We start from the raw sequence: 20841 nt of genomic DNA, 5'->3' as shown, positions 1-20841 counted from the left end.
GGCTTTATTCCAGCACTTGTTACGTGTACATAATCGAGGAGGCATACTCATGAGCGAGACGATTTTTACCAAAATTATCGAAGGCAGTATTCCGAGCAATAAAGTTTTTGAAAACGAACGGATTTACGCTTTTCACGATATCCAGCCAGCGGCTCCCGTCCATGTGTTGATCGTACCGAAAAAGCCAATTCCGTCTTTGAATGACATTCAGGCAGAAGATTTGGCAGTGATCGGAGAAATCCACCAAGTTGCGGTGCAATTGGCTCAAGAACTCGGAATTGCGGATAGCGGGTATCGCGTCATTAACAACTGCGGTTCGGATGGCGGACAGACGGTGCATCATCTCCATTTTCATTTGCTCGGCGGCGCGAAGCTAGGCGCGCTCACCGGAATTTCCGAATCGCATCGATAAGTTTAAAGATATCCTTATAACCTTTTTTATAAGCATTGACACGGGCTTGAATTTTCGCCTATAATGAAAGTTGATTAACCGTGTTATGCTCTTGGACGGTCTGGTCGGAGGGAGGGGAAACTGGTGTCTGAAACTAAAGTTCGCAAAAATGAGACTATTGATGCTGCTCTTCGCCGCTTCAAACGCTCTATTGCAAAAGACGGCGTGTTGGCGGAAGTCAAAAAGCGCAAGCATTATGAGAAGCCTAGCGTAAAACGTAAGAAAAAGTCTGAGGCGGCTCGCAAAAGAAAGTTCTAAAGATGTATTCGATTGCATCATTGCGATGTGTTTGGAACATTTCTGCCGAGTATTCGGCAGTAAACACATCACGAGTAGGAGGCTTTATTTTAAATGAATCTTAGCGAACGATTGAACGAAGATATGAAACAAGCCATGCGGAGTAAAGATAAATTCAAACTCTCGACCATACGAATGATTCGCGCAACGATCATGAATCAAGAGATCGACTTGAAGCGGACTTTGGATGATGCAGAAGTGCTTGATATTCTGAGTCGTGAAATCAAGCAGCGCAAAGATTCCCTCCAAGACTTTAAAAAAGCAGGTCGTGACGATTTGGCTGAGACTGTCGAAGCCGAGATCGTTATTGTTGCTGAATACCTTCCCGCTCAGCTCACTGAGGAAGAAGTTAAAGCCATTGTACAGCAGACCATCCAGGAAACCGGTGCTTCTTCCAAAGCCGATATGGGCAAAGTCATGGCAGCTCTGATGCCGAAAGTCAAAGGACGCGCCGACGGGAAATTGGTTAACCAAGTGGTTCAGCAGTACCTGCAATAAAGAAATAAACAAACACCTTTTCGAACTTTCGAAAAGGTGTTTTTGTTATCTTTTTGAAATTCTTTTTAAAAAACCCTGACTTTTTTGAAACGTGATGCTTGTTTGTGCGTATATAAGTAGTGAGACACTTTCGCATGTGTACAAACAGAGGGAGTTAGACAAAAGGATTTGGGTGCATGTGAGAACATTCAGAAGAAGGAGGGAGATCTGATGAATACACAAGCGCGTTCCAAATGGTGGGTAGGTCTGGCAGCAGCGCTGTGGAGCGCCGTTTGGTTCGTTGGCATTCCAATGGTTATGTTCACGTCGTTTGCATCGTCAGCTTTTGCTTCCGCAGCGACGGAAGTGGCTGCGAAGCAATCCGGATTTTTAGACAACGTTTCTAATTTTCTAACGACACCGGTGATGCTGACCTTGCTGCTCTTTATTGGACTGGCGGGTGTTGTGATCGAATTGCTCGTTCCGGGGCTTATTTTCCCGGGGGTGCTTGGCGTAAGTGCATTCGTACTGTACTTTTTCGCAAGCACGTTCCAACAGCTTGCCGGGCCTTACGTTTGGTTATTGTTCGCGGCAGGGATTATTTTGATGGCAATCGAAGTGTTCGTACCAAGTTTCGGCATACTGGGCCTGCTTGGAGCCGGCTCGCTGATAGGGGGAGTGGTTATGGCAGCATGGGCAACGGGACATGCTATGCAAACGCTCGGGATCGCTTTCGTGCTGGCTGCGGCAGCGGTAGGTATCGTCGTCTTTGTATTCAAAGAACGCGGAATATGGAATCGCTTTATTCTTAGCGACAGTTTGACGTCGGAAGCCGGATATAATTCTGCGGTAACGCGGCATGAACTGGTTGGACGTGACGCCGTAACGTTAACGCCACTGCGCCCATCGGGTACAGTCTTGATCGATGGCGAACGAATCGACGTCGTAAGCGAAGGATCTTTTATCGAACGGGACAAAGCGGTTGTCATTGTCAAAACCGAAGGAAGCCGCGTTGTGGTACAAGAAAAGTGGCACAGTGGGCTGGGACCTATCGAACCAATCTAAAAAAGATCAGATCCGCCAGAATTGTGAGGATGAAAACTATTAAGGCGTTCAGAACGTTGAGCATATCTTAACCGCGTCCTGAACCGTACATTTGGAGGGGTATTTATGGCAGATGCAGCTTGGATTGGACCGCTGCTGATTATCGTTGTTGGTATTATCGTATTGAGTGTATTCTTTAGCTTTTTCCCGGTGGCATTGTGGATTTCCGCTCTCGCTTCCGGTCTGAGAATCGGAATTATTACGCTCGTGGCAATGAGACTGCGCCGCGTTACGCCGGCTCGAATCGTTAACCCAATGATCAAAGCGCATAAAGCAGGATTGAAACTAACGCTGAACCAGCTTGAAAGTCACTATTTGGCAGGCGGTAACGTTGACCGGGTAGTAAACGCATTGATTGCTGCTCACCGTGCCAATATTCCATTGGAATTCGAGCGCGCAGCGGCGATCGACCTTGCAGGTCGTGACGTGTTGCAAGCCGTACAGATGAGCGTTAACCCACGTGTGATCGAGACGCCTAGTGTATCGGCAGTTGCACGTAACGGTATCGAAGTTGTCGTTATTGCACGGGTAACGGTACGTGCCAATATCGATCGACTTGTCGGTGGTGCGGGTGAAGAAACGATTATCGCCCGTGTAGGTGAAGGTATCGTTACGACTGTAGGTTCAAGTGACACGCACAAAGAAGTCTTGGAAAATCCAGATAAAATTTCGCGTACGGTATTGGAAAAAGGTTTGGATGCAGGTACAGCGTTCGAAATCCTTTCGATCGATATTGCGGATGTCGATGTAGGCAAAAACATCGGTGCCTTCTTGCAAACCGAGCAAGCCGAAGCCGACAAGCGGATCGCGCAAGCGAAAGCGGAAGAACGTCGCGCAATGGCGGTAGCGGAAGAACAAGAGATGAACGCACGCGTAATCGAGATGAAAGCGCGCGTGGTACAAGCCGAATCCGAAGTTCCGATTGCAATGGCAGAAGCATTGCGTAACGGTAAACTCGGCGTCATGGATTACATGAACATGAAAAACATCGAAGCCGACACCGAAATGCGTGGATCGCTTGGCGGGATGAATGTAACACATGTAGACAAGCAAGATCCAAACAAGTAAAGATATGAAGTAAGCAAACGGCAGAACAGGAGGGGAGACCATGCCCCAGTTCTTAGAATGGATCGCAAGTAACTTTTTTATCGTCGTTGTTATTATCGGTGTGCTGTTTTCAGTGTTTAGCAAAAAGAACAAGCCGGCAAACGGAGGTGGAGAACCTTTCGGAGGTCGTAATGCTACACCGCGAAATCCAGGCAATCCGCAACAACGACGTGTACAACCTCCAAGTAACGAGCGTCAATCGCCGTTCTCTGGTGCGCCGACAAATACAGGTAATCAGCGTCGCCCTGCGCCTCAAGACCGCGGCAATATGGGCGCGGAACGTACGAACTTGGAGCAAGCTTCTCGTCAAATGAATGATGAGGTTGAAAAACGCTTGCGCGAACAGCCTTCGATGCAGCAACGACGCTCGGAGCAAGAAGGTCCTCGTCGTCAAAATCAACGAACATCAAGCTTAACGAGTCGCGCTTCTTCTCAGTTAAAAGTACAAGAATCGACTTCCAACACAGCGCCAGCTTCATCGCTTCTGTCTAATCCGACAGCCAATGATCTTCGAAAAGGTATTTTGTGGGCAGAAGTGTTGGGCGAACCACGCGCCAAAAAGAAGCATTCCTCTGGACGCACCTAATACGGTAAAGTTGCGATTTTGATATGGCTTGCTTACCGGCTTTTCCGTTACGAACGGAAAGGTCGGTTTTTTATTACACAAAGCTAAAAAGCCTGCCCGAAATCTTTTGCATGGGGAGTCCGACAATGGTAAAGTTGAAGCATAACCATCTATCTCAAAACGGGGAACGACACTGACTACATCGATTAAGGAGACTGAGAGCTTTTGACAGAACAGACGAGAAGTATTAAGATCCCGCTACACAACGCGGGGGAAGGTTTGGCCCTGTTTGGCCCGCAAGACACCTATCTCAAGCTGATCGAGCGTCAATTTGAAGCGCGTATCGACAGCCGAGAAGAAGAAATTTCGGTGCACGGACCTGCGCAGGATACAGATCAATTAGAGCATCTGTTTGACGTACTGCTTCAATTGGTACGCAACGGTTATAACTTGACGGAACGCGATGTACAATATGCACTTGATTTGGCAAAAGATTTCCGAGCCGATCAATTGCTGGATTTATTCAAAGGCGAGATTGCGGTGACGTTCCGTGGAAAACCTATTCGTCCGAAAACAATCGGTCAAAAGCATTATGTAACGACAATCAAGAAAAAAGATATCGTATTCGGAATCGGCCCTGCCGGTACGGGTAAAACATATTTGGCTGTTGTATTGGCAGTAACTGCACTCAAAGAAGGCTTGGTTAAGCGAATCGTACTGAGTCGACCGGCTGTTGAAGCTGGCGAAAGTTTAGGCTTTTTACCGGGTGATTTACAAGAAAAGGTCGATCCGTATCTACGTCCGCTTTACGATGCACTCTACGACATCATGGGAACGGATCAGGTCGCTAAAGCACTGGAGCGGGGTCTGATTGAAATCGCGCCGCTCGCGTATATGCGTGGACGTACTCTTGACGATTCGTTCATCATTTTGGATGAAGCTCAAAATACGACGCCTGAACAAATGAAAATGATTTTAACGCGTCTTGGATTTGGCTCGAAAATGGTCATTACAGGCGACGTCACACAAATCGATTTGCCACGTGGCAAAAAGTCGGGTCTGGTGGAAGCACGTCTGGTATTAAATAACATCTCGGACATTGGTTTTGTGAGTTTTGCTCAAGAAGATGTTGTCCGACACTCGTTGGTTCAAAAAATCATTGTGGCTTATGAACAAGCGGCAGAAAGCATCGAGTAAAAGGCTGTTTTAGGAGTCTAATACCGGAGGTTCTTCCCTATGGCTTCAAAAGAAAAATGGAAAAGCAAAACTAATCCTACATCGACTGGCTGGAAAAACAGCGGCGTTTTCAAACTGATTTTATTTTTGCTTTTGACGCTGATGTTTTTTGTAGGGCTTTATCCTAAGCTGATGCCTGAGAAATACGATATTCAGGTCAACATGCCAAGCGATAAAGAAATTTTGGCTCCTTCCCAGATTCCCAATAGCAAAGCGACGTTGCAAGCGCAAGAAGAAGCCGCAGACAAAGTTCAACAAGTCTATCGGATTTTTTCTCTTCGTAACGACACGCTAGTCAGTCAGCTATTGGATCGTATTGATACACTCAATCAAGACGATCAATTGACGGAAGCGAACAAGATCGATATCTACAAAGAAGAATTGCCGCAGCGAGTCAGTCAATTTATGACGAATTCGATTCGGAACAGCGGTAATAACGGCGCTTATTCCGCGGCTTTGCTGCAAGAAGTTCGAACACGTGTCAATGAACAAGAATACGATATTCCGGAAGAAACGTTCTATAAGATTCCTTCGCTGACGTCTTCGCAGATCCAGCAGATGAAATCGGAAGCGACCGGAATCGTTTCTCGTCTGATGAGTGATCAAATTACCGATGCGCAGACAGCAAGAGCCCAAGTGGCGGAGTTTGTAAGTCGGAGTACGCTTACGGATCGGACTTCGCGCGAAGTCGTGCAAGAACTTATCAAGCTTGCGATTACACCCAACCGTTTTTACGATGAAGAAGCGACGAAAGAAGCGGCGGTGCAAGCTCGGGAAAACACCGAAACCGTCTATATCGAGCAAGGCGAGGTATTGGTGCAGCGCGGCGAGTTGATTACGCAAGATATGTACAATCTGTTAAAAGAAAACGAAATGCTCAAAACCGAAATTAATTATTGGCCGCAATTCGGTCTGTTGCTTCTTTCTGTATTGCTCTCGTTTGGATTGTTTTTATTTACGCGTCAAGGCGGAACCGAATTCCGTTACGAAAACCCGCAGCTGCTAATGATTGCGCTTATTTATTTTATTATGCTCATTGCGATGCACTTAACGGCTTTGGTACAAAGCGACACGTCGAAGTTCGTCGGGTATCTGGCTCCTGTGGCGATTGGCTGTACGTTAATCGCATTGCTGCTTAACAATTCGTTTGCTTATTTCAGCGCTATCATTTTTGCGATCTTATCCAGTATCGTGCTGAATGCCGGGCAGTCCGGTAGCGAAATCTTTGATTTCCATTTTGGTTTGTATACATTGGTTGTATCGTATGCAGCGATCTTCACGGTTCATCGTGCCAGTCAGCGTTCAACCTTGCTTAAAGCAGGGATTATGGTAAGTTTGTTTGGCGCAATCACCGTGCTGGCGTTATCGCTGATCGGAGATGCCGATTTGAACCGCGAAACGATCTTGTATCCGGTTGCTTTTGCACTGGCTTCGGGATTGCTAACAGCTATTTTGGCGATAGGTTTGATGCCGTTTTTCGAAGTCACTTTCGGGATTTTGTCCGCACTCAAATTGGTCGAATTATCGAACCCGAACCATCCGCTACTGCGTAAATTGTTGATCGAAACGCCAGGTACTTACCATCACAGCGTAATGGTCGGGAATCTATCGGAAGCGGCAGCCGAAGCGATCGGTGCAAATGGTCTGCTTTGCCGAGTGGGATCGTATTATCATGATATTGGCAAAACGAAGCGTCCAAGCTACTTTATCGAAAATCAAAATAATATTGAAAACCCGCACGATTCGATCGATCCGAAGCTGAGCAAGTCGATTATCGTCGCGCATGCCAGAGATGGCGTCGAGATGCAAAAAGAATACAAGTTACCGAAGCGGATTCGCGATATTGCCGAGCAGCATCACGGAACGACGTTCTTGTACTTCTTTTATCAAAAAGCGATGAAGCAAGCGGAAGAACGCGGCGTAGAACCTGATTTTACGGAAGCTGATTTCCGTTATCCGGGTCCAAAAGCGCAGTCGAAAGAAGCGGCTGTGGTCGGTATTGCGGATAGCGTCGAAGCTGCGGTGCGTTCTCTGCACAAACCAACGATTGATCAAGTCGAATCGATGATCGGAAAAATCATCAAAAGCCGTTTGGACGATCAACAGTTCAATGAGTGTGATATTACGCTCAAAGAACTTGACGTGATCGCCAAAACGCTTAAAGAAGCGGTCATGGGTATTTTCCATTCGCGGATCGAATATCCCGAAGAAGATAAACCCAAAACAAAGGAGAACTGACGTATGGGTCTGCAACTGGAATGGAGTAACGAGCAAAATCAATACGAAATCAGCGATGCGCTGATCGCCCAATTCAATCAATTGCTGACTGCAGCAGGTGAAGCGGAAGGCGTGACCGAGGGCGAAGTCGCTTTGACTTTTGTCAATGATGAAGAAATTCACCGTTTGAACAAAGAGTTTCGGAATATCGACCGTCCGACTGACGTACTTTCGTTTGCTATGCGCGATTCGATGGAAGACGAGCAAGAAATTACGTACGAAGTCGAGCAAGAAGATGAAGTGGGTCCTGAATTTGACGAAATGCTAGGCGATATTATTATTTCTGTGCCGCGCGCCATTGCGCAAAGCGAAGATTATGGACATTCGGTTGAACGAGAACTGGGTTTCTTGTTCGTACACGGATTTTTACACTTGCTTGGATATGACCATCAGACAGCTGAAGATGAAGCCGTAATGATGGGTAAGCAAGAAGCCGTGCTCCAGCAAATTGGATTGACACGCTGATGGATAAGCGGCGTACTTGGGGAGATGTATTCCGGAATGCTTGGGATGGGGTTCGGGCAACAGCTTCGACAGAGCGGAATTTCAAAGTGCATCTGGCGCTATGCGCAGCTGTATTGCTTCTAGGTGCGCTGCTGCGTGTCCCCCGATTGGACTGGGGACTGCTATGCTTGGCAATCGGTCTTGTTCTTTCTGCCGAATTGATGAATACAGCTGTAGAAGCGGCTGTGAATCTAACGGTCGGAGATCGGCTTCATCCGCTAGCGAAAAAAGCGAAAGACGCTGCCGCGGGAGCCGTATTGGCTTCCGCGTTTTTTGCCGCTCTGATCGGCTTAATTGTGTTTGTTCCGCCTCTTTTGCGTTTGGCAAAAGCATTGAATTGGATGTAATCAGATAAGAATGCTGTTTAAAGGTCTGATAAGTTGCAATAGAGACTGGTCGTAGGCGCTGTACGGATGTACAATAGAGTTCCCTTTCATAAGATCGAAAGCGGGAAGACGAATAAGCTTAGCAACAAGCCGAGAGGGGCAACGCAACTATGACGATCGATTCAAACGCTTTGATTCAAGAAGCGATTCTCGCTCGAGAAAAAGCCTATGTTCCTTATTCAGGGTTCAAAGTGGGAGCAGCTTTGCTTGATGATCAAGGGCAGATTCATCACGGCTGTAATATTGAAAATGCAGCTTATGGCCCTTCCAACTGTGCAGAACGAACAGCATTGTTCAGCGCGGTTGCGCACGGTCATAAGCCAGGCAGTTTTACGATGCTTGCTGTCGTAGGAGATACAGATGGCCCGATTGCGCCTTGCGGCGTTTGTAGGCAAGTACTGGTGGAATTGTGTAAACCGGATATGCCGGTATGGTTAAGTAATCTAAAAGGCGATACTCGTCAAACGACGATTAAAGAATTGTTGCCGGATGCTTTTGGACCATGGGATTTAGAGAAATAACAAGGAGGGCTATTATGGAAAACAAAAAAGGATTCAAATCCGGATTCGTCGCGATTGTCGGTCGACCTAACGTCGGCAAATCGACACTGATGAACCAAATTATCGGGCAAAAGATTGCGATTATGTCCGACAAGCCGCAAACCACACGTAACAAAATTCACGGGGTCTACACCGATGCAGGAAAACAGATCGTTTTCCTCGATACGCCGGGTATCCACAAACGTCAGTCAAAGCTCGGCGATTTTATGAATAATACGGCGCTGAATACACTGGGTGAAGTAGAAGCGGCGATGTTTTTGATCGATGCAGCAGAAGGAATCGGCGGCGGAGACCGTTACATTATCGAGCAGCTTGCCAAGATCAAAACTCCTGTCTTTTTGATTTTGAATAAAATCGATCTGGTTGAACCGGAAGCTCTGTTGCCTCTGATCGACACGTATCGTAAATTGTACGAATTTGCGGAGATCGTTCCGATTTCTGCGAAGTTCGGCAGCAATGTAGATACGTTGATGGAGCAATTAGGCAAATATTTGCCGCAAGGCCCTCAGTATTATCCGGAAGACCAAATTACCGATCACCCCGAGCAATTCGTTATTGCCGAATTGATTCGTGAAAAAATTCTGCAAATGACACGCGAAGAAATCCCGCACTCGATCGCAGTGACCATCGAAAGCATGAAAGTACAAAATAACGGCGTAGTCGATGTAGGTGCTGTTATTTTCGTCGAGCGCGACTCGCAAAAAGGGATCGTGATCGGCAAACAAGGCGCGATGCTAAAAGAAGTCGGTAAACGCGCACGTCAAGATATCGAAAACTTGCTCGGTTCGAAAATTTTCTTGGAACTATGGGTTAAAGTCAAAAAAGATTGGCGTAACCAAGACCGCGTACTCCGCGATCTGGGCTTCCACCGGGACGCCTAGATGTTATACCGGCTCGAAGGAATCGTAATCCGGGCGATGGACTATGGGGAAACCAATCGAATCATCACGCTTTGTACCCAAACACATGGCAAGATCGGCGTGATGGTACGCGGCGCGAAAAAAGTCAAAAGTCGTCACGCTTCGTTAACGCAGCCTTTTACGTACGGCATCTTTAGTTTTTTTCGAGGCGGAAGCGGGCTGGGGACGTTGAACGACGGCGAAATCTTCGAATCCAATCATAAACTTCGCGAAGATTTAGTGATGGCGGCTCACGGGGCTTATGCGTGTGAGTTGATCGATCGCGGCTTGCAAGACGAAGATACCGGTAGCTTCTGGTTTGAGCAGCTTCATGCTTTTTTGAATGGAATGCGTGAAGGCAAAGACCCCGAAGTCATGATTCGCCTATTTGAAATGAAGATTTTGCAAGCTTCGGGTTATGCGCCTGAACTTGAAATATGCGCAGCCAGTCAACGACCTGTCGAAGGCGATGCGTATATCAGTCCCCGGCTTGGCGGTGTGCTGAGCGTGCCGTTTCGAGCTGCCGACCCGTATGCGGTTCCGGTTACAGCGCGAACGTTGTCTTTGTTGCGTATTTTCGCCAAGCTTGATCTGCGGCGTCTCGGGAATGTAGACGTAAAACCGGAAACGAAAGCCGAGCTTAAAAAAGTGCTGGAAGCGTTTATGCGCGAGCATATCGGGATGAATTTGAAATCGAAGCGATTTCTTGATCAACTGGACAATTACGGCTTTGACAAATAAGCATTGCGACCGTACAATAAAGAAATTATTGCTGAGTGTTTGGCAACGCGTTGAATGGAAAGCATAGAGATCGAACTGCGGTTTTGAGCAGCGAGCCGGGGAGAGTGTAAGCCCGGACAAACCGTGATTTCTATGATTCGGCATTTCCAGGAGCGAGTCAAATAACGGCATACGGAAAAGAGGAATGCGAATCGTGACGTTTGATCGTCACCGCGCATTCAAGTAGGGTGGAACCGCGGGTGTAATTTGCTTAACTGAGTCCGAACTGGCGTTCAACTTTGAACGTGTGACGGAGTTAAGCAAAAGGGAATGCATCGAAGATGCAACCAACTCTCGTCCCTACGTCTGTCTAATCAGGCGTAAGGACGGGAGTTTTTTGTGCATTTTTTAACTTTTCAAAAAATTAACCCGTCTGCTCAGCCGATCCAATTTGCAAAGGAGTGCTTATAATGAATTTTCAACGCATGATCTTGACGCTTCAGCAGTTTTGGGCGGATCAAGGATGTATTAACGCGCAGCCTTACGACACAGAAAAAGGCGCTGGCACGATGAACCCAATGACGTATTTGAGATCGCTTGGACCGGAACCGTGGAAAGTGGCTTATGTTGAACCTTCTCGTCGCCCTTCCGACGGACGTTATGGCGAAAACCCGAACCGTCTGTATCAGCATCACCAATTCCAAGTCATTATCAAACCTTCGCCGGACAATATCCAAGAGTTGTATTTGGAAAGTCTCAAAGCGCTTGGCGTTGATCCGTTGATCCACGATATTCGTTTTGTTGAAGATAACTGGGAAAACCCGACGCTTGGCTGTGCGGGTCTCGGTTGGGAAGTCTGGCTGGACGGTATGGAAATTACGCAGTTCACCTATTTCCAACAAGTCGGCGGGATCGAAACAAATCCGGTAGCTGTCGAAATTACGTACGGTATGGAGCGGCTGGCTTCGTATATTCAAGACAAAGAAAACGTATTTGATTTGGAATATGTAGAAGGCATGACGTACCGCGACGTATACGGTCAAGCGGAATACGAACATTCCAAATACACGTTCGAACTGTCAGATGTGAAGATGTTGTTCACGTTGTTCAATATGTACGAGCAAGAAGCGGCGCGTGCGGCAAACGAAAATCTGGTGTTCCCGGCTTACGATTATGTATTGAAATGTTCGCATACGTTCAACTTATTGGATGCGCGCGGCGCAATCAGCGTCACCGAGCGTACCGGATATATTACAAGAGTTCGTAACTTGGCACGTAAAGTCGCTGCGGCTTATGTGGAAGAACGCGAAAAATTGGGATTCCCGCTTATTAAGAAAGGAGAGGAAGCGTAATGGCAAAAGATCTGCTACTTGAAATCGGGCTTGAAGAAGTACCGGCTCGCTTCCTGCGCGCTGCGATGAACCAATTGCGCGAGAAAACGGAAAAATGGTTGGACGCGTCGCGTCTGAGTTACGATAAAGTCGAAGCTTATGCAACGCCTCGCCGTTTGGCTGTATTGGCACGCGGCGTCGCAGAAAAGCAAGAAGACGTGAATGAAGAAGTCAAAGGCCCTTCGCGTAAAATTGCACAAGATGCAAACGGCGATTGGTCAAAAGCCGCTCTGGGCTTTGCTCGCAGCCAAGGCGTCGATGCCAGCGACTTCACGTTCAAAGAACTAAGCGGTGTTGAATATATTTACGCAACGAAAAGCCTGAATGGACAAGAAGCTTCCGCGTTGCTGCCAGAAGGTCTGAAAAGTATCATTTCGTCGCTGACGTTCCCCAAAAATATGCGTTGGGGCGCTTACGATTTCCGCTTTATCCGTCCGATCCGCTGGATGGTAGCGCTATTTGGCGAAGAAATCGTGCCTTTTGAAATTACAGACGTAGAAACGAATCGGGTATCTCGCGGACATCGTTTCCTCGGAAGCGAGACTTCGATTGCGAAAGCTTCCGATTATGTCGAAAATCTGCGCACTCAGCATGTTCTGGTCGATGTGGAAGAACGCGAAGCTTTGATTCTCAAACAAATTCGTGATCTTGCTGAAGCAAACAACTGGAATATCGCGATCAAGGAAGATCTGCTTGAAGAAGTATTATTCCTGGTCGAAACGCCTACAGCGTTGTTCGGTACTTTCGAAGAATCATTCTTGAATATTCCGCAAGAAGTGCTGATTACATCGATGCGTGAACACCAACGGTATTTCCCGGTGTTGGATGCTGAAGGCAAGCTTCTTCCATTCTTCGTAACCGTGCGTAACGGTGATGCCAAATCGCTGGATATTATCGCAAAAGGTAACGAAAAAGTACTGCGCGCCCGCCTGTCCGATGCTCAGTTCTTTTATGAGGAAGACCAGAAAGTCGCGATTAGCGACGCATTAGCAAAACTTGAAAATGTCGTGTTCCATGAAGAATTAGGTAGCACAGGCGATAAAGTGCGCCGGATTCGCCAGACCGCAGACGTGATCGCTTCGAAGCTGAATCTGGATGCAGATGCCGCGCAATCCGTTAGCCGCGCTGCTGATATTTGCAAATTCGATTTGGTTACGCAAATGGTCTACGAATTCCCTGAGCTTCAAGGCATGATGGGTGAAGATTATGCACGCAAAGCGGGAGAAAAAGAAGAAGTCGCTCGCGCTGTATTTGAGCATTATCAGCCGCGTTTTGCAGGCGAATCGGTTCCGGCTTCGATCGTCGGATCTGTCGTGAGTTTGGCGGATAAAATGGATGCAATCGTCGGATTTTTCGGTATCGGCATCATTCCTACGGGTTCGCAAGATCCTTACGCGCTCCGTCGCCAAGCAGCAGGTATCGTTCAGATCTTGCTCGATCATCACTTGGAGTTGACGCTGGATCAATTGTTCGATATTTCGATTTCGGTACATGAACAAGCGGGCAACCTCAAGCATCCTGCCGATAAAGTTCGTCAAGACCTGCATGATTTCTTCGAACTTCGTGTGAAAAAATTGCTGTCGGATTCGCTGCGTTATGACGTAGTTGATGCGGTTATCGCTGGAGGCTTCGGAGATATTGCCGCAGTCGTGGCTCGCGGTCACGCGCTGATGGACGCTGTAGAGCATATGGACGACTTCAAAACGACGGTCGAGTCCTTTACGCGTACCGGCAACTTGGCGGCAAAAGCCGAGCATCTGGAAGTGAAACCGGAGCTGTTCGAAGAAGAAGTGGAACGTGAACTTTATCAGTCTTATGAAAAAGTGTCGAAGCAGTTGTCGATGGAAAGCAAGCTTGGACAAAAAGATCAATCGAAGTCGCAATTAGAAGCGCTGGCGAGCTTGAAGCAACCGATTACGGCTTTCTTTGACCGGGTAATGGTAATGGCAGAAGATCCGCAAGTACGCGCCAATCGACTGGCTCTGCTTGGGAACATTGATCGCGATCTGAAGCAGTTTGCTGACTTTGGAAAGTTGGTTTGGCAGTAAGAACCGTGTAAAATAAAAGTAGCCTCTTGCTTTTTGCGCCAATTGAATAATGAATCGATACGGAATTTTTCCCGCGCAGAGAGCAAGACCGGCGTTTTTACATCAGCACCGGAACCCCTGTTTCTCTTTTGCCTGATTCAAAGCAAAGAAAGTGTTCTTCGCTTATGGATCGGCAGTTAGCGGGAAACGTTCCGTTTTTCGCATAGCTCAACGTGCACTTGCAGATTACGGAAGGAGGATGCTTTGGACAGCCCAAAGATGCGCGTTTTGGTAGACGCCGATGCTTGCCCGGTCAAAAATGAAATCAAAATTGCGGCAAAGCAGTTTGACGTCCTCGTTATTCTCGTTTCTTCTTACGATCATGCACTACGCGAAGAAGAAGGGATTCAAGTCGTGAAAGTCGACCGCGGCAAAGAAAGTGCCGATCTGTATATCGTGAATCATCTGCGGGCAGGCGATGTGGTCGTCACGCAAGATTATGGATTGGCTGCTCTTGTGCTGGCAAAACGTGCTTACGCGTTATCCGAGCGCGGCGTCATCTACGATGCAGATAATATCGAATTTTTGCTCGATCGCCGTCATACTAGCGCTAAAATACGGCGCGGAGGTGGCAGAACGAAGGGTCCCAAGAAATTCACGACAGAAGATCGAGATACTTTTTCGGAAAAATTTTTAAAACTTTTACATGATTTGCAGGATAAGCATTAGGTACAGCGAATATTATTTTCATTAGAAGGTGGTTATCATGAGTACGGAATACGGAAATATTCCGGAGGAAACGATTGATGCGGTGCTCACGCAGCACGATATCGTCGATACGGTTGGCAGACATGTACATTTGACCAAACAAGGGAAGTATATGAAAGGCCTATGCCCATTCCATTCCGAAAAGACCCCTTCTTTTACGGTGACACCGGATCGCCAAATCTTCTATTGCTACGGCTGCGGCATGGGGGGCAACGCCATCAAATTCAGGATGGAAATCGAAGGACTTTCTTTCCCCGAAGCTGTGAAGATTATGGCAGAAGAGGTTCATATCCCTTTCCAAAGCAGTGAAGGAAAAGCGGAATCGCCTCAAGACCGAGAAACTGGACGTCTCCTTCAAGCTTATGAATGGAGCGAAAAATTCTATCATTTTTTGTTGAAAAACACAGAGCACGGCCGTCCGGCGCTGGAATATCTGCGCGGGCGCGGTATCGGCGACAAAATGATCGACCAGTTTGGTATCGGATTTGCGCCGGATCGTTGGGATACGCTGGTTCAATTTTTGGATAAGCGTTCGTTCGATTTGACGGAGATGGAAAAAGGCGGGCTGATTTCGGCAAAGCAAAACGGAGACGGATACGTCGATCGTTTTCGCGGACGAATCATGTTCCCGATCGCCAATCGAAGCGGGAAAACGATTGCTTTTGCCGGGCGTATACTCGGTGAAGGGCATCCCAAATATGTAAACTCGCCGGAAAGTCGATTGTTCAATAAAAGTCGGGTGTTGTACAACTTCGGTCAAGCGCGAAGCGCGATCCGTAAGCAGCGGCAAGCTGTATTGTTCGAAGGATACGGCGACGTGATCGCAGCGTGGGAAGCCGGCGTGCATAACGGTGTCGCTACGATGGGCACTTCGCTCACGGATCAGCATGCGGCATTAATCAAAACCACGGCAGATGAAGTACTGGTTTGTTATGACGGAGACAATGCCGGTCAACAAGCTACGCTGAAAAGTATTCCGATTTTGGAGCAGGCAGGTCTACAAGTTAAGATTGCGATGCTTCCAAGCGGCGTAGACCCCGACGATTATATTCGTTCGAACGGCGGCGAGCGTTTTATGCGCCAAATCGTAGAAGAAGCCGCATCGACGACAAAGTTTCGTTTATCGAATCTGCGGCGCGGTCAAAGACTTTCCGAAGAAGGTGGAAGAGTCGATTATGTCAGAGCGGCTTTGCCGGTCATTGCGGCTTTGAATTCACCGACTGAACGCGAAGTCTACCTGCGCGAACTTTCTTCCGAAGTCGATGTTTCTTTCGAAAGTTTGAAACAAGATTGCAATTTGATGCGTCAAGAACAGAGTAGACCGGCTCCGGGTCAAGAAGATCCCGGCCCTATGTATTCCGGCTCCGAACCTGGAGGATACGGTGGATCGTATAGTGGCAAAAGCCGAGAACGCAACGATTATGCCAACAAAGGTGGATATGGGAAAAAAGGAAACTTTGGCGGCGGCAATCGCAATCAGCAAAACGCCGAAGATAACTTCTTTCCTCAAGAACGTCGTGTACGTGTCAATCGCGATCTGTCACCGGCTTATCAGACCGCAGAGCGCCGCTTGCTGTTCTTGATGCTTCAAGATCGCCAAGCTTCCGATTATGTGGAGCGCAGGCTTGGCAACGAGTTCAATATGCCTGAACATGCCGCGATATCGGCTTACCTGTATGCTTTTTACGCACAGGATCGCGAGCCTGACAGCAGTCGCTTTATTTCTTCTTTGCAAGACGAGAAGTTAGAGAAGACAGTGAGCGCAATTGCGATGATGGAAGGTCCACGCGACTGGAATGAGCAGGTTCTTGACGATTGCATCAGAGAAGTTCGCAAAGTTCCTCAATTACGAGGAATCGAGCGTAAACGCGAAGAGATGATACGTGCTGAAAAAGACGGCGATTTTCTGTTGGCTGCTCAAATCGCAAGTGAAATCATAGCCCTGGAACGGCAATAACGAACGAGTCTTAGGTTCAAATTCCAGGGAGGAGGGGGTCTCAGAATGGCGAACGAGGAACTTACGGGATTGGAAGGCGAACAAACTCTTGATCAGGTGAAAGAACAACTGATCGAACTGGGCAAAAAAAGATCGCATCTTAGTTATAAAGAGGTTGCTGAGAAGTTATCGCCGTTCGATCAAGACCCTGAGCAAATCGAGGAGTTTTACGAACAATTGGGGGATCTTGGGATCGAAGTCGGAGACGAAAGCGACGACGAAGAAGAACGTCCACGTTCAAGAGGTGACCGAGACAGCAGTGAAGAATCGGAATTTGAAGACGATCTCGCACTGCCGCCGGGCATTAAGATCAACGACCCTGTCCGCATGTATCTGAAAGAAATCGGACGCGTCCCTTTGCTGTCGGCTAACGATGAAGTTGAATTGGCGAAACGAATTAAAGAAGGCGACGAAGAAGCGAAACGCCGCTTGGCGGAAGCGAATCTTCGGCTCGTTGTAAGTATTGCCAAACGCTATGTCGGACGAGGCATGTTGTTCTTGGATTTAATTCAAGAAGGCAACATGGGTCTGATCAAAGCCGTAGAAAAGTTCGACCACGAAAAAGGATTCAAATTCAGTACGTATGCGACATGGTGGATTCGTCAAGCCATCACTCGTGCGATTGCCGATCAAGCGCGCACGATTCGGATCCCGGTTCATATGGTTGAGACGATCAACAAACTGATTCGGGTTTCCCGGCAATTGTTGCAAGAATTCGGACGTGAGCCTTCGCCGGAAGAAATTGCTGCCGAGATGGAACTCAGTGTAGAAAAAGTTCGAGAGATTATGAAAATCGCTCAAGAACCGGTCTCGCTGGAAACTCCAATCGGCGAAGAAGATGACTCCCACCTCGGTGATTTTATTGAAGACCAGGAAGCATTAGCGCCGGCAGATGCCGCTGCCTATGAGCTGCTCAAAGAACAATTGGAAGACGTCTTGGATACGTTGACCGATCGGGAAGAAAATGTACTGCGTCTTCGCTTTGGTCTGGATGACGGGCGTACGCGTACGCTTGAAGAAGTAGGTAAAGTGTTTGGCGTAACGCGCGAGCGCATTCGCCAAATCGAAGCCAAAGCGCTCCGTAAACTTCGTCATCCAAGTCGAAGCAAACGACTCAAAGATTTTCTTGAATAGACTAGACATCAGACTGCCGAAGAGTTGCTTCGGCGGTCTTTTTTTGTTCATATAGGGAATCATTGGATAGTCGGAATCGTTTTTTTTCGGTACAATAAACACAAATTGATGCTGAGTCGTTTGTATGCGTAATCGTAGTGAAGCAACCTGCCGATATAAAAAATGAGAAGAGTATCCGCATAGATTGCGATACAAACACGGGGTTTCTATAAGGAGGAGCACTTTTGGAACGGGAAAAAAAGAGAGTCATCATTATGGAAATCGAAAATTGGCGTAAAAGTAAACTTTTGCCCGAGCATTACTGCGATTTTTTGTTAAACTTATATGATGACGAACAAACGCAGCCAAAGAAAAAAAGCACGTTATCTGTCTCGGCATTGCAGCAAGGCAATTTTAAATTGTGGGCATTGTCGTTTGTCAGTATCGCGTTGATTTTTCTGATCGGATTTTATTTTCCGATCTTGGATTGGCCGTTTCAAACAGCAGCGATTGCAGCGCTTGTCTCATTCTGTTACGGGCTCGGTACATACGCCAGAGGAAAAGCTTGGATGGGCGGTATGGGTGGGCAGATCTTGTATGCAATCGGAAGCCTTGTGTTGCTTGCGCTGGGTGCATGGATGATTCGACTTAACGGATGGCCGACCGAGATGGCAATGCTTGCTTTAATCGCCGTGTGTGCCGTCGTATGGTTGGCGATTGGAATGATCGTACCGAGTGGGCTGCTGCATTACAGCGGTTGGGGAGCTTTGATTTTGCTGTACGCTAAGTTTTTCGGACAAATGAATCCGTCTGTATCTTGGTCGATGCTCCAATTGCTTTGGCTTCCGCTTAGTGCGCTGCTGCTTTGGTTAAGTTGGCTGGCTCATCACAAAGCAAAGCGGTTTGCTTCGATTTATTTTGCAGTCGGTGTTACACTATGGTTTATGCCGGAAGTCGATGATCTGCTGCTGCGTCAACAAGCGCCGGAAGGTATTGTGTTATATATTTTGGGGAAATTGGCTGTAGCGTTTGTTTTGTTATTTATCTGGCGAAAAAAATGGATTGCGTGGGTGTCTGTATGAAATTATCTGAACGTTTGAATACGATTTGCAAATTAATTCCGCCGGGCAGTCGTCTGGCGGACATCGGTTCCGATCATGCGCTGCTTCCAACTTATGCGGTGCAAAATGGAGTTGTCGTTTCGGCAATCGCGGGAGAAGTGAACCAAGGGCCTTTTGATGCCGCAACCAAGCAAGTTGCCGAAGCGGGGCTTCAAAACAAAATCGAAGTTCGACTTGGAGACGGATTAGCCGCTATTCAAGCCGGAGAAGTCGATGTGATTACGATTGCCGGTATGGGCGGTGCGTTGATCGTACGAATCCTTACCGAAGGTCGCGAAAAGCTTATAGGTGTCCAACGTCTGATTTTGCAACCTAATGTCGGCGAAGATTTGGTTCGTCGTTGGCTGCTGGAAGAAGGCTGGTTGCTGCGAAGCGAACAGATTTTGCATGAAGACGGTAAGATTTACGAAGTATTGACGGGAGACCGCAGTAAAGTTGCAGAATCCGAAAATGCCAAACTGTATGCGGAAACGACGATCGGAGAACCGCCTGTGAAGCTGAGCCGCGAACAGTTGCTTCAGTTCGGGCCTTTTCTTGTGCAACAAGCTTCACCCGTTTTTCATGAAAAATGGATCGGAGAAATCGCGAAATTCGAGCGTGTAGCACGTTCGATGGAGCGCTCCGAAAATGAAGACGCCAAAGAAAAAAGAGCAGAGCTTGAACGTTATATCGAAAGTCTGAAGGAGGTGCTGGCATGTTTGCCAAAGGACAAACCGTTATTCAATTAATGGAGAAATTCGCACCGAAATCGCTAGCTGTCGACAATGACAAAATTGGCTTGCAACTCGGTACGTTAAATAAAGAAATCAAAAAAGTATTGGTCGCGCTTGATGTGACACCGGAAGTTGTGGATGAAGCGATTGAGCTAGGCGCGAACTTGATTATTGCGCACCATGCGATTATTTTCCGTCCACTGCCTCATTTGCGAACCGATACACCGATGGGCGCTTTATACGAAAAATTAATCAAAAACGATATTGCGGTCTATATCAGTCATACGAATCTGGATGTTGCCGAGGGCGGGATTAACGATTGGATGGCGGATCTGGTTGGAATCGTAGAACCTAAGCCGCTCGAAGAATTGCAAAGCGAATCGTTATATAAATGGGTCGTGTATGCACCGAAAACTCATGCCGAGCAGGTGTTAAATGCGATGCTCAATGCAGGAGCCGGAGCCATTGGCGATTATTCGCATTGTAGTTTTAGCGCGGACGGGACAGGAACGTTTCTTCCAGGGGAGTCTACGAAGCCTTTTCAAGGTAGCGTAGGGAAGCTTGAACAAGTCGAAGAAGTTCGACTTGAGACGGTATTGCCGGAAAGTATCCGCAGCAAAGCGATTCAAGCAATGCTGAAAGCTCATCCTTACGAAGAAGTCGCTTATGATCTTTATCCGTTAGAGCAAAAAGGCAAATCGTTTGGACTTGGCAGAATCGGAAAGTTGCAGCAACCGATGACTTTGGGTGAATTGACAGACGTCGTGAAAAAAGGATTCGACGTCCCGATGGCACGCGTAGTCGGCGATCCAAAGCGAACGATCAAAAAAGCAGCCGTGCTCGGAGGATCAGGTAGTCGCTATATTCACCATGCGATTCGTCAAGGTGCAGACGTATTGATTACGGGCGATATCGACTATCATACGGCGCATGATGCGTTGATGGCGGGGCTTACGATCATCGATCCGGGACATAATTCCGAAAAAATCATGAAGCTTGGAGTCGCGAACAAAATCGCGGCAGATCTTGCGGCAACCGGTAGCGAAACGACCGTTCACGCATCGGAGCCGAATACAGAACCTTTTAGATTCCTGTAAAGAAAAAAGACTTGTCACCTGTTGGTTTTTGC

The 20841-nt window shown here is 47.6% G+C and carries 21 protein-coding genes; all 21 read left to right on the top strand.

Features of this window, described 5'->3' with window-relative positions; all coding sequences use genetic code 11:
• Positions 1-49 precede the first annotated feature (49 nt).
• The 21 genes from NOM90_RS04700 (at position 50) to NOM90_RS04600 (ending at position 20809) form a co-directional block, all read left to right on the top strand.
• Entirely contained in the window at positions 50-412 is a 363-nt protein-coding gene (locus NOM90_RS04700; protein WP_255940323.1) for a histidine triad nucleotide-binding protein, read from the top strand.
• 123 nt (positions 413-535) lie between these two features.
• Positions 536-709, top strand: coding sequence for a 30S ribosomal protein S21 (gene rpsU / locus NOM90_RS04695; protein WP_005547957.1), 174 nt, complete (start codon positions 536-538; stop codon positions 707-709).
• A gap of 93 nt (positions 710-802) precedes the next feature.
• Complete coding sequence (locus NOM90_RS04690; RefSeq protein WP_255940322.1) at positions 803-1246, top strand: GatB/YqeY domain-containing protein; 444 nt, start codon at positions 803-805, stop codon at positions 1244-1246.
• A 210-nt stretch (positions 1247-1456) separates the two neighbouring features.
• Positions 1457-2290, top strand: a complete 834-nt coding sequence (locus NOM90_RS04685; RefSeq protein WP_255940321.1) for an NfeD family protein — start codon at positions 1457-1459, stop codon at positions 2288-2290.
• 105 nt (positions 2291-2395) lie between these two features.
• Positions 2396-3397 carry a flotillin-like protein FloA gene (gene floA / locus NOM90_RS04680; RefSeq protein ID WP_255940320.1) on the top strand — a complete coding sequence of 334 codons (1002 nt, stop codon included), beginning with the start codon at positions 2396-2398 and terminating at the stop codon, positions 3395-3397.
• Between the two features lie 40 nt (positions 3398-3437).
• Positions 3438-4022 (top strand): polyadenylate binding domain-containing protein, encoded by a 585-nt coding sequence (locus tag NOM90_RS04675; RefSeq protein WP_255940319.1) that lies wholly within the window; start codon positions 3438-3440, stop codon positions 4020-4022.
• 204 nt (positions 4023-4226) lie between these two features.
• Positions 4227-5198, top strand: coding sequence for a PhoH family protein (locus NOM90_RS04670; RefSeq protein WP_255940318.1), 972 nt, complete (start codon positions 4227-4229; stop codon positions 5196-5198).
• Between the two features lie 39 nt (positions 5199-5237).
• Complete coding sequence (locus tag NOM90_RS04665; RefSeq protein ID WP_255940317.1) at positions 5238-7475, top strand: HD family phosphohydrolase; 2238 nt, start codon at positions 5238-5240, stop codon at positions 7473-7475.
• A 3-nt stretch (positions 7476-7478) separates the two neighbouring features.
• Complete coding sequence (ybeY, locus tag NOM90_RS04660) at positions 7479-7979, top strand: rRNA maturation RNase YbeY (RefSeq protein WP_255940314.1); 501 nt, start codon at positions 7479-7481, stop codon at positions 7977-7979.
• Positions 7979-8365: a diacylglycerol kinase family protein gene (locus tag NOM90_RS04655; protein ID WP_255940312.1), complete on the top strand. Its 387-nt coding sequence runs from the start codon at positions 7979-7981 to the stop codon at positions 8363-8365. The genes ybeY and NOM90_RS04655 overlap by 1 nt, the downstream gene beginning before the upstream one ends.
• Positions 8366-8514: 149 nt before the next feature.
• Positions 8515-8925, top strand: coding sequence for a cytidine deaminase (locus NOM90_RS04650; protein ID WP_305120899.1), 411 nt, complete (start codon positions 8515-8517; stop codon positions 8923-8925).
• Between the two features lie 14 nt (positions 8926-8939).
• Positions 8940-9845 (top strand): GTPase Era, encoded by a 906-nt coding sequence (gene era / locus NOM90_RS04645; RefSeq protein WP_255940310.1) that lies wholly within the window; start codon positions 8940-8942, stop codon positions 9843-9845.
• Positions 9846-10604 carry a DNA repair protein RecO gene (gene recO, locus NOM90_RS04640; RefSeq protein WP_255940308.1) on the top strand — a complete coding sequence of 253 codons (759 nt, stop codon included), beginning with the start codon at positions 9846-9848 and terminating at the stop codon, positions 10602-10604.
• Between the two features lie 449 nt (positions 10605-11053).
• Positions 11054-11935: a glycine--tRNA ligase subunit alpha gene (gene glyQ / locus NOM90_RS04635; RefSeq protein WP_255940307.1), complete on the top strand. Its 882-nt coding sequence runs from the start codon at positions 11054-11056 to the stop codon at positions 11933-11935.
• Positions 11935-14022, top strand: coding sequence for a glycine--tRNA ligase subunit beta (gene glyS, locus NOM90_RS04630; protein WP_255940306.1), 2088 nt, complete (start codon positions 11935-11937; stop codon positions 14020-14022). Before glyQ ends, glyS begins: the two co-directional genes overlap by 1 nt.
• 258 nt (positions 14023-14280) lie before the next feature.
• Positions 14281-14730, top strand: coding sequence for a YaiI/YqxD family protein (locus NOM90_RS04625; RefSeq protein ID WP_255940567.1), 450 nt, complete (start codon positions 14281-14283; stop codon positions 14728-14730).
• Positions 14731-14767: 37 nt separating this feature from the next.
• Positions 14768-16726 (top strand): DNA primase, encoded by a 1959-nt coding sequence (gene dnaG, locus NOM90_RS04620; RefSeq protein WP_255940304.1) that lies wholly within the window; start codon positions 14768-14770, stop codon positions 16724-16726.
• A 45-nt stretch (positions 16727-16771) separates the two neighbouring features.
• A complete protein-coding gene (gene rpoD / locus NOM90_RS04615) occupies positions 16772-17899 on the top strand; it encodes an RNA polymerase sigma factor RpoD (RefSeq protein WP_255940303.1) in 1128 nt (375 codons plus the stop codon).
• A gap of 224 nt (positions 17900-18123) precedes the next feature.
• The gene (locus NOM90_RS04610) at positions 18124-18960 is read left to right on the top strand and encodes a hypothetical protein (protein WP_255940302.1); all 837 of its coding nucleotides are present in this window, start codon (positions 18124-18126) and stop codon (positions 18958-18960) included.
• Positions 18957-19727, top strand: a complete 771-nt coding sequence (locus tag NOM90_RS04605; protein ID WP_255940300.1) for a tRNA (adenine(22)-N(1))-methyltransferase — start codon at positions 18957-18959, stop codon at positions 19725-19727. Before NOM90_RS04610 ends, NOM90_RS04605 begins: the two co-directional genes overlap by 4 nt.
• Complete coding sequence (locus NOM90_RS04600) at positions 19694-20809, top strand: Nif3-like dinuclear metal center hexameric protein (protein WP_255940298.1); 1116 nt, start codon at positions 19694-19696, stop codon at positions 20807-20809. Before NOM90_RS04605 ends, NOM90_RS04600 begins: the two co-directional genes overlap by 34 nt.
• Positions 20810-20841: the final 32 nt, after the last annotated feature.

The sequence above is a fragment of the Saccharibacillus sp. JS10 genome (assembly GCF_024436065.1).
Taxonomy (GTDB): domain Bacteria; phylum Bacillota; class Bacilli; order Paenibacillales; family Paenibacillaceae; genus Saccharibacillus.
Note: the sequence above shows the minus strand (reverse complement) of the source record. Positions and strands in the feature narration are given on the sequence as shown.

Excerpts from the sequence above, each read along its gene's own strand:
- NOM90_RS04625 (WP_255940567.1), top strand. The coding sequence starts at position 14,281 with ATGCGCGTTTTGGTAGACGCCGATGCTTGCCCGGTCAAAAATGAAATC.
- NOM90_RS04675 (WP_255940319.1), top strand. The coding sequence starts at position 3,438 with ATGCCCCAGTTCTTAGAATGGATCGCAAGTAACTTTTTTATCGTCGTT.
- NOM90_RS04665 (WP_255940317.1), top strand. The coding sequence starts at position 5,238 with ATGGCTTCAAAAGAAAAATGGAAAAGCAAAACTAATCCTACATCGACT.
- NOM90_RS04685 (WP_255940321.1), top strand. The coding sequence starts at position 1,457 with ATGAATACACAAGCGCGTTCCAAATGGTGGGTAGGTCTGGCAGCAGCG.
- recO (WP_255940308.1), top strand. The coding sequence starts at position 9,846 with ATGTTATACCGGCTCGAAGGAATCGTAATCCGGGCGATGGACTATGGG.
- NOM90_RS04605 (WP_255940300.1), top strand. The coding sequence starts at position 18,957 with ATGAAATTATCTGAACGTTTGAATACGATTTGCAAATTAATTCCGCCG.
- floA (WP_255940320.1), top strand. The coding sequence starts at position 2,396 with ATGGCAGATGCAGCTTGGATTGGACCGCTGCTGATTATCGTTGTTGGT.
- era (WP_255940310.1), top strand. The coding sequence starts at position 8,940 with ATGGAAAACAAAAAAGGATTCAAATCCGGATTCGTCGCGATTGTCGGT.
- NOM90_RS04655 (WP_255940312.1), top strand. The coding sequence starts at position 7,979 with ATGGATAAGCGGCGTACTTGGGGAGATGTATTCCGGAATGCTTGGGAT.
- NOM90_RS04600 (WP_255940298.1), top strand. The coding sequence starts at position 19,694 with ATGTTTGCCAAAGGACAAACCGTTATTCAATTAATGGAGAAATTCGCA.
- NOM90_RS04700 (WP_255940323.1), top strand. The coding sequence starts at position 50 with ATGAGCGAGACGATTTTTACCAAAATTATCGAAGGCAGTATTCCGAGC.
- glyQ (WP_255940307.1), top strand. The coding sequence starts at position 11,054 with ATGAATTTTCAACGCATGATCTTGACGCTTCAGCAGTTTTGGGCGGAT.
- ybeY (WP_255940314.1), top strand. The coding sequence starts at position 7,479 with ATGGGTCTGCAACTGGAATGGAGTAACGAGCAAAATCAATACGAAATC.
- NOM90_RS04690 (WP_255940322.1), top strand. The coding sequence starts at position 803 with ATGAATCTTAGCGAACGATTGAACGAAGATATGAAACAAGCCATGCGG.
- dnaG (WP_255940304.1), top strand. The coding sequence starts at position 14,768 with ATGAGTACGGAATACGGAAATATTCCGGAGGAAACGATTGATGCGGTG.
- NOM90_RS04650 (WP_305120899.1), top strand. The coding sequence starts at position 8,515 with ATGACGATCGATTCAAACGCTTTGATTCAAGAAGCGATTCTCGCTCGA.
- glyS (WP_255940306.1), top strand. The coding sequence starts at position 11,935 with ATGGCAAAAGATCTGCTACTTGAAATCGGGCTTGAAGAAGTACCGGCT.
- rpoD (WP_255940303.1), top strand. The coding sequence starts at position 16,772 with ATGGCGAACGAGGAACTTACGGGATTGGAAGGCGAACAAACTCTTGAT.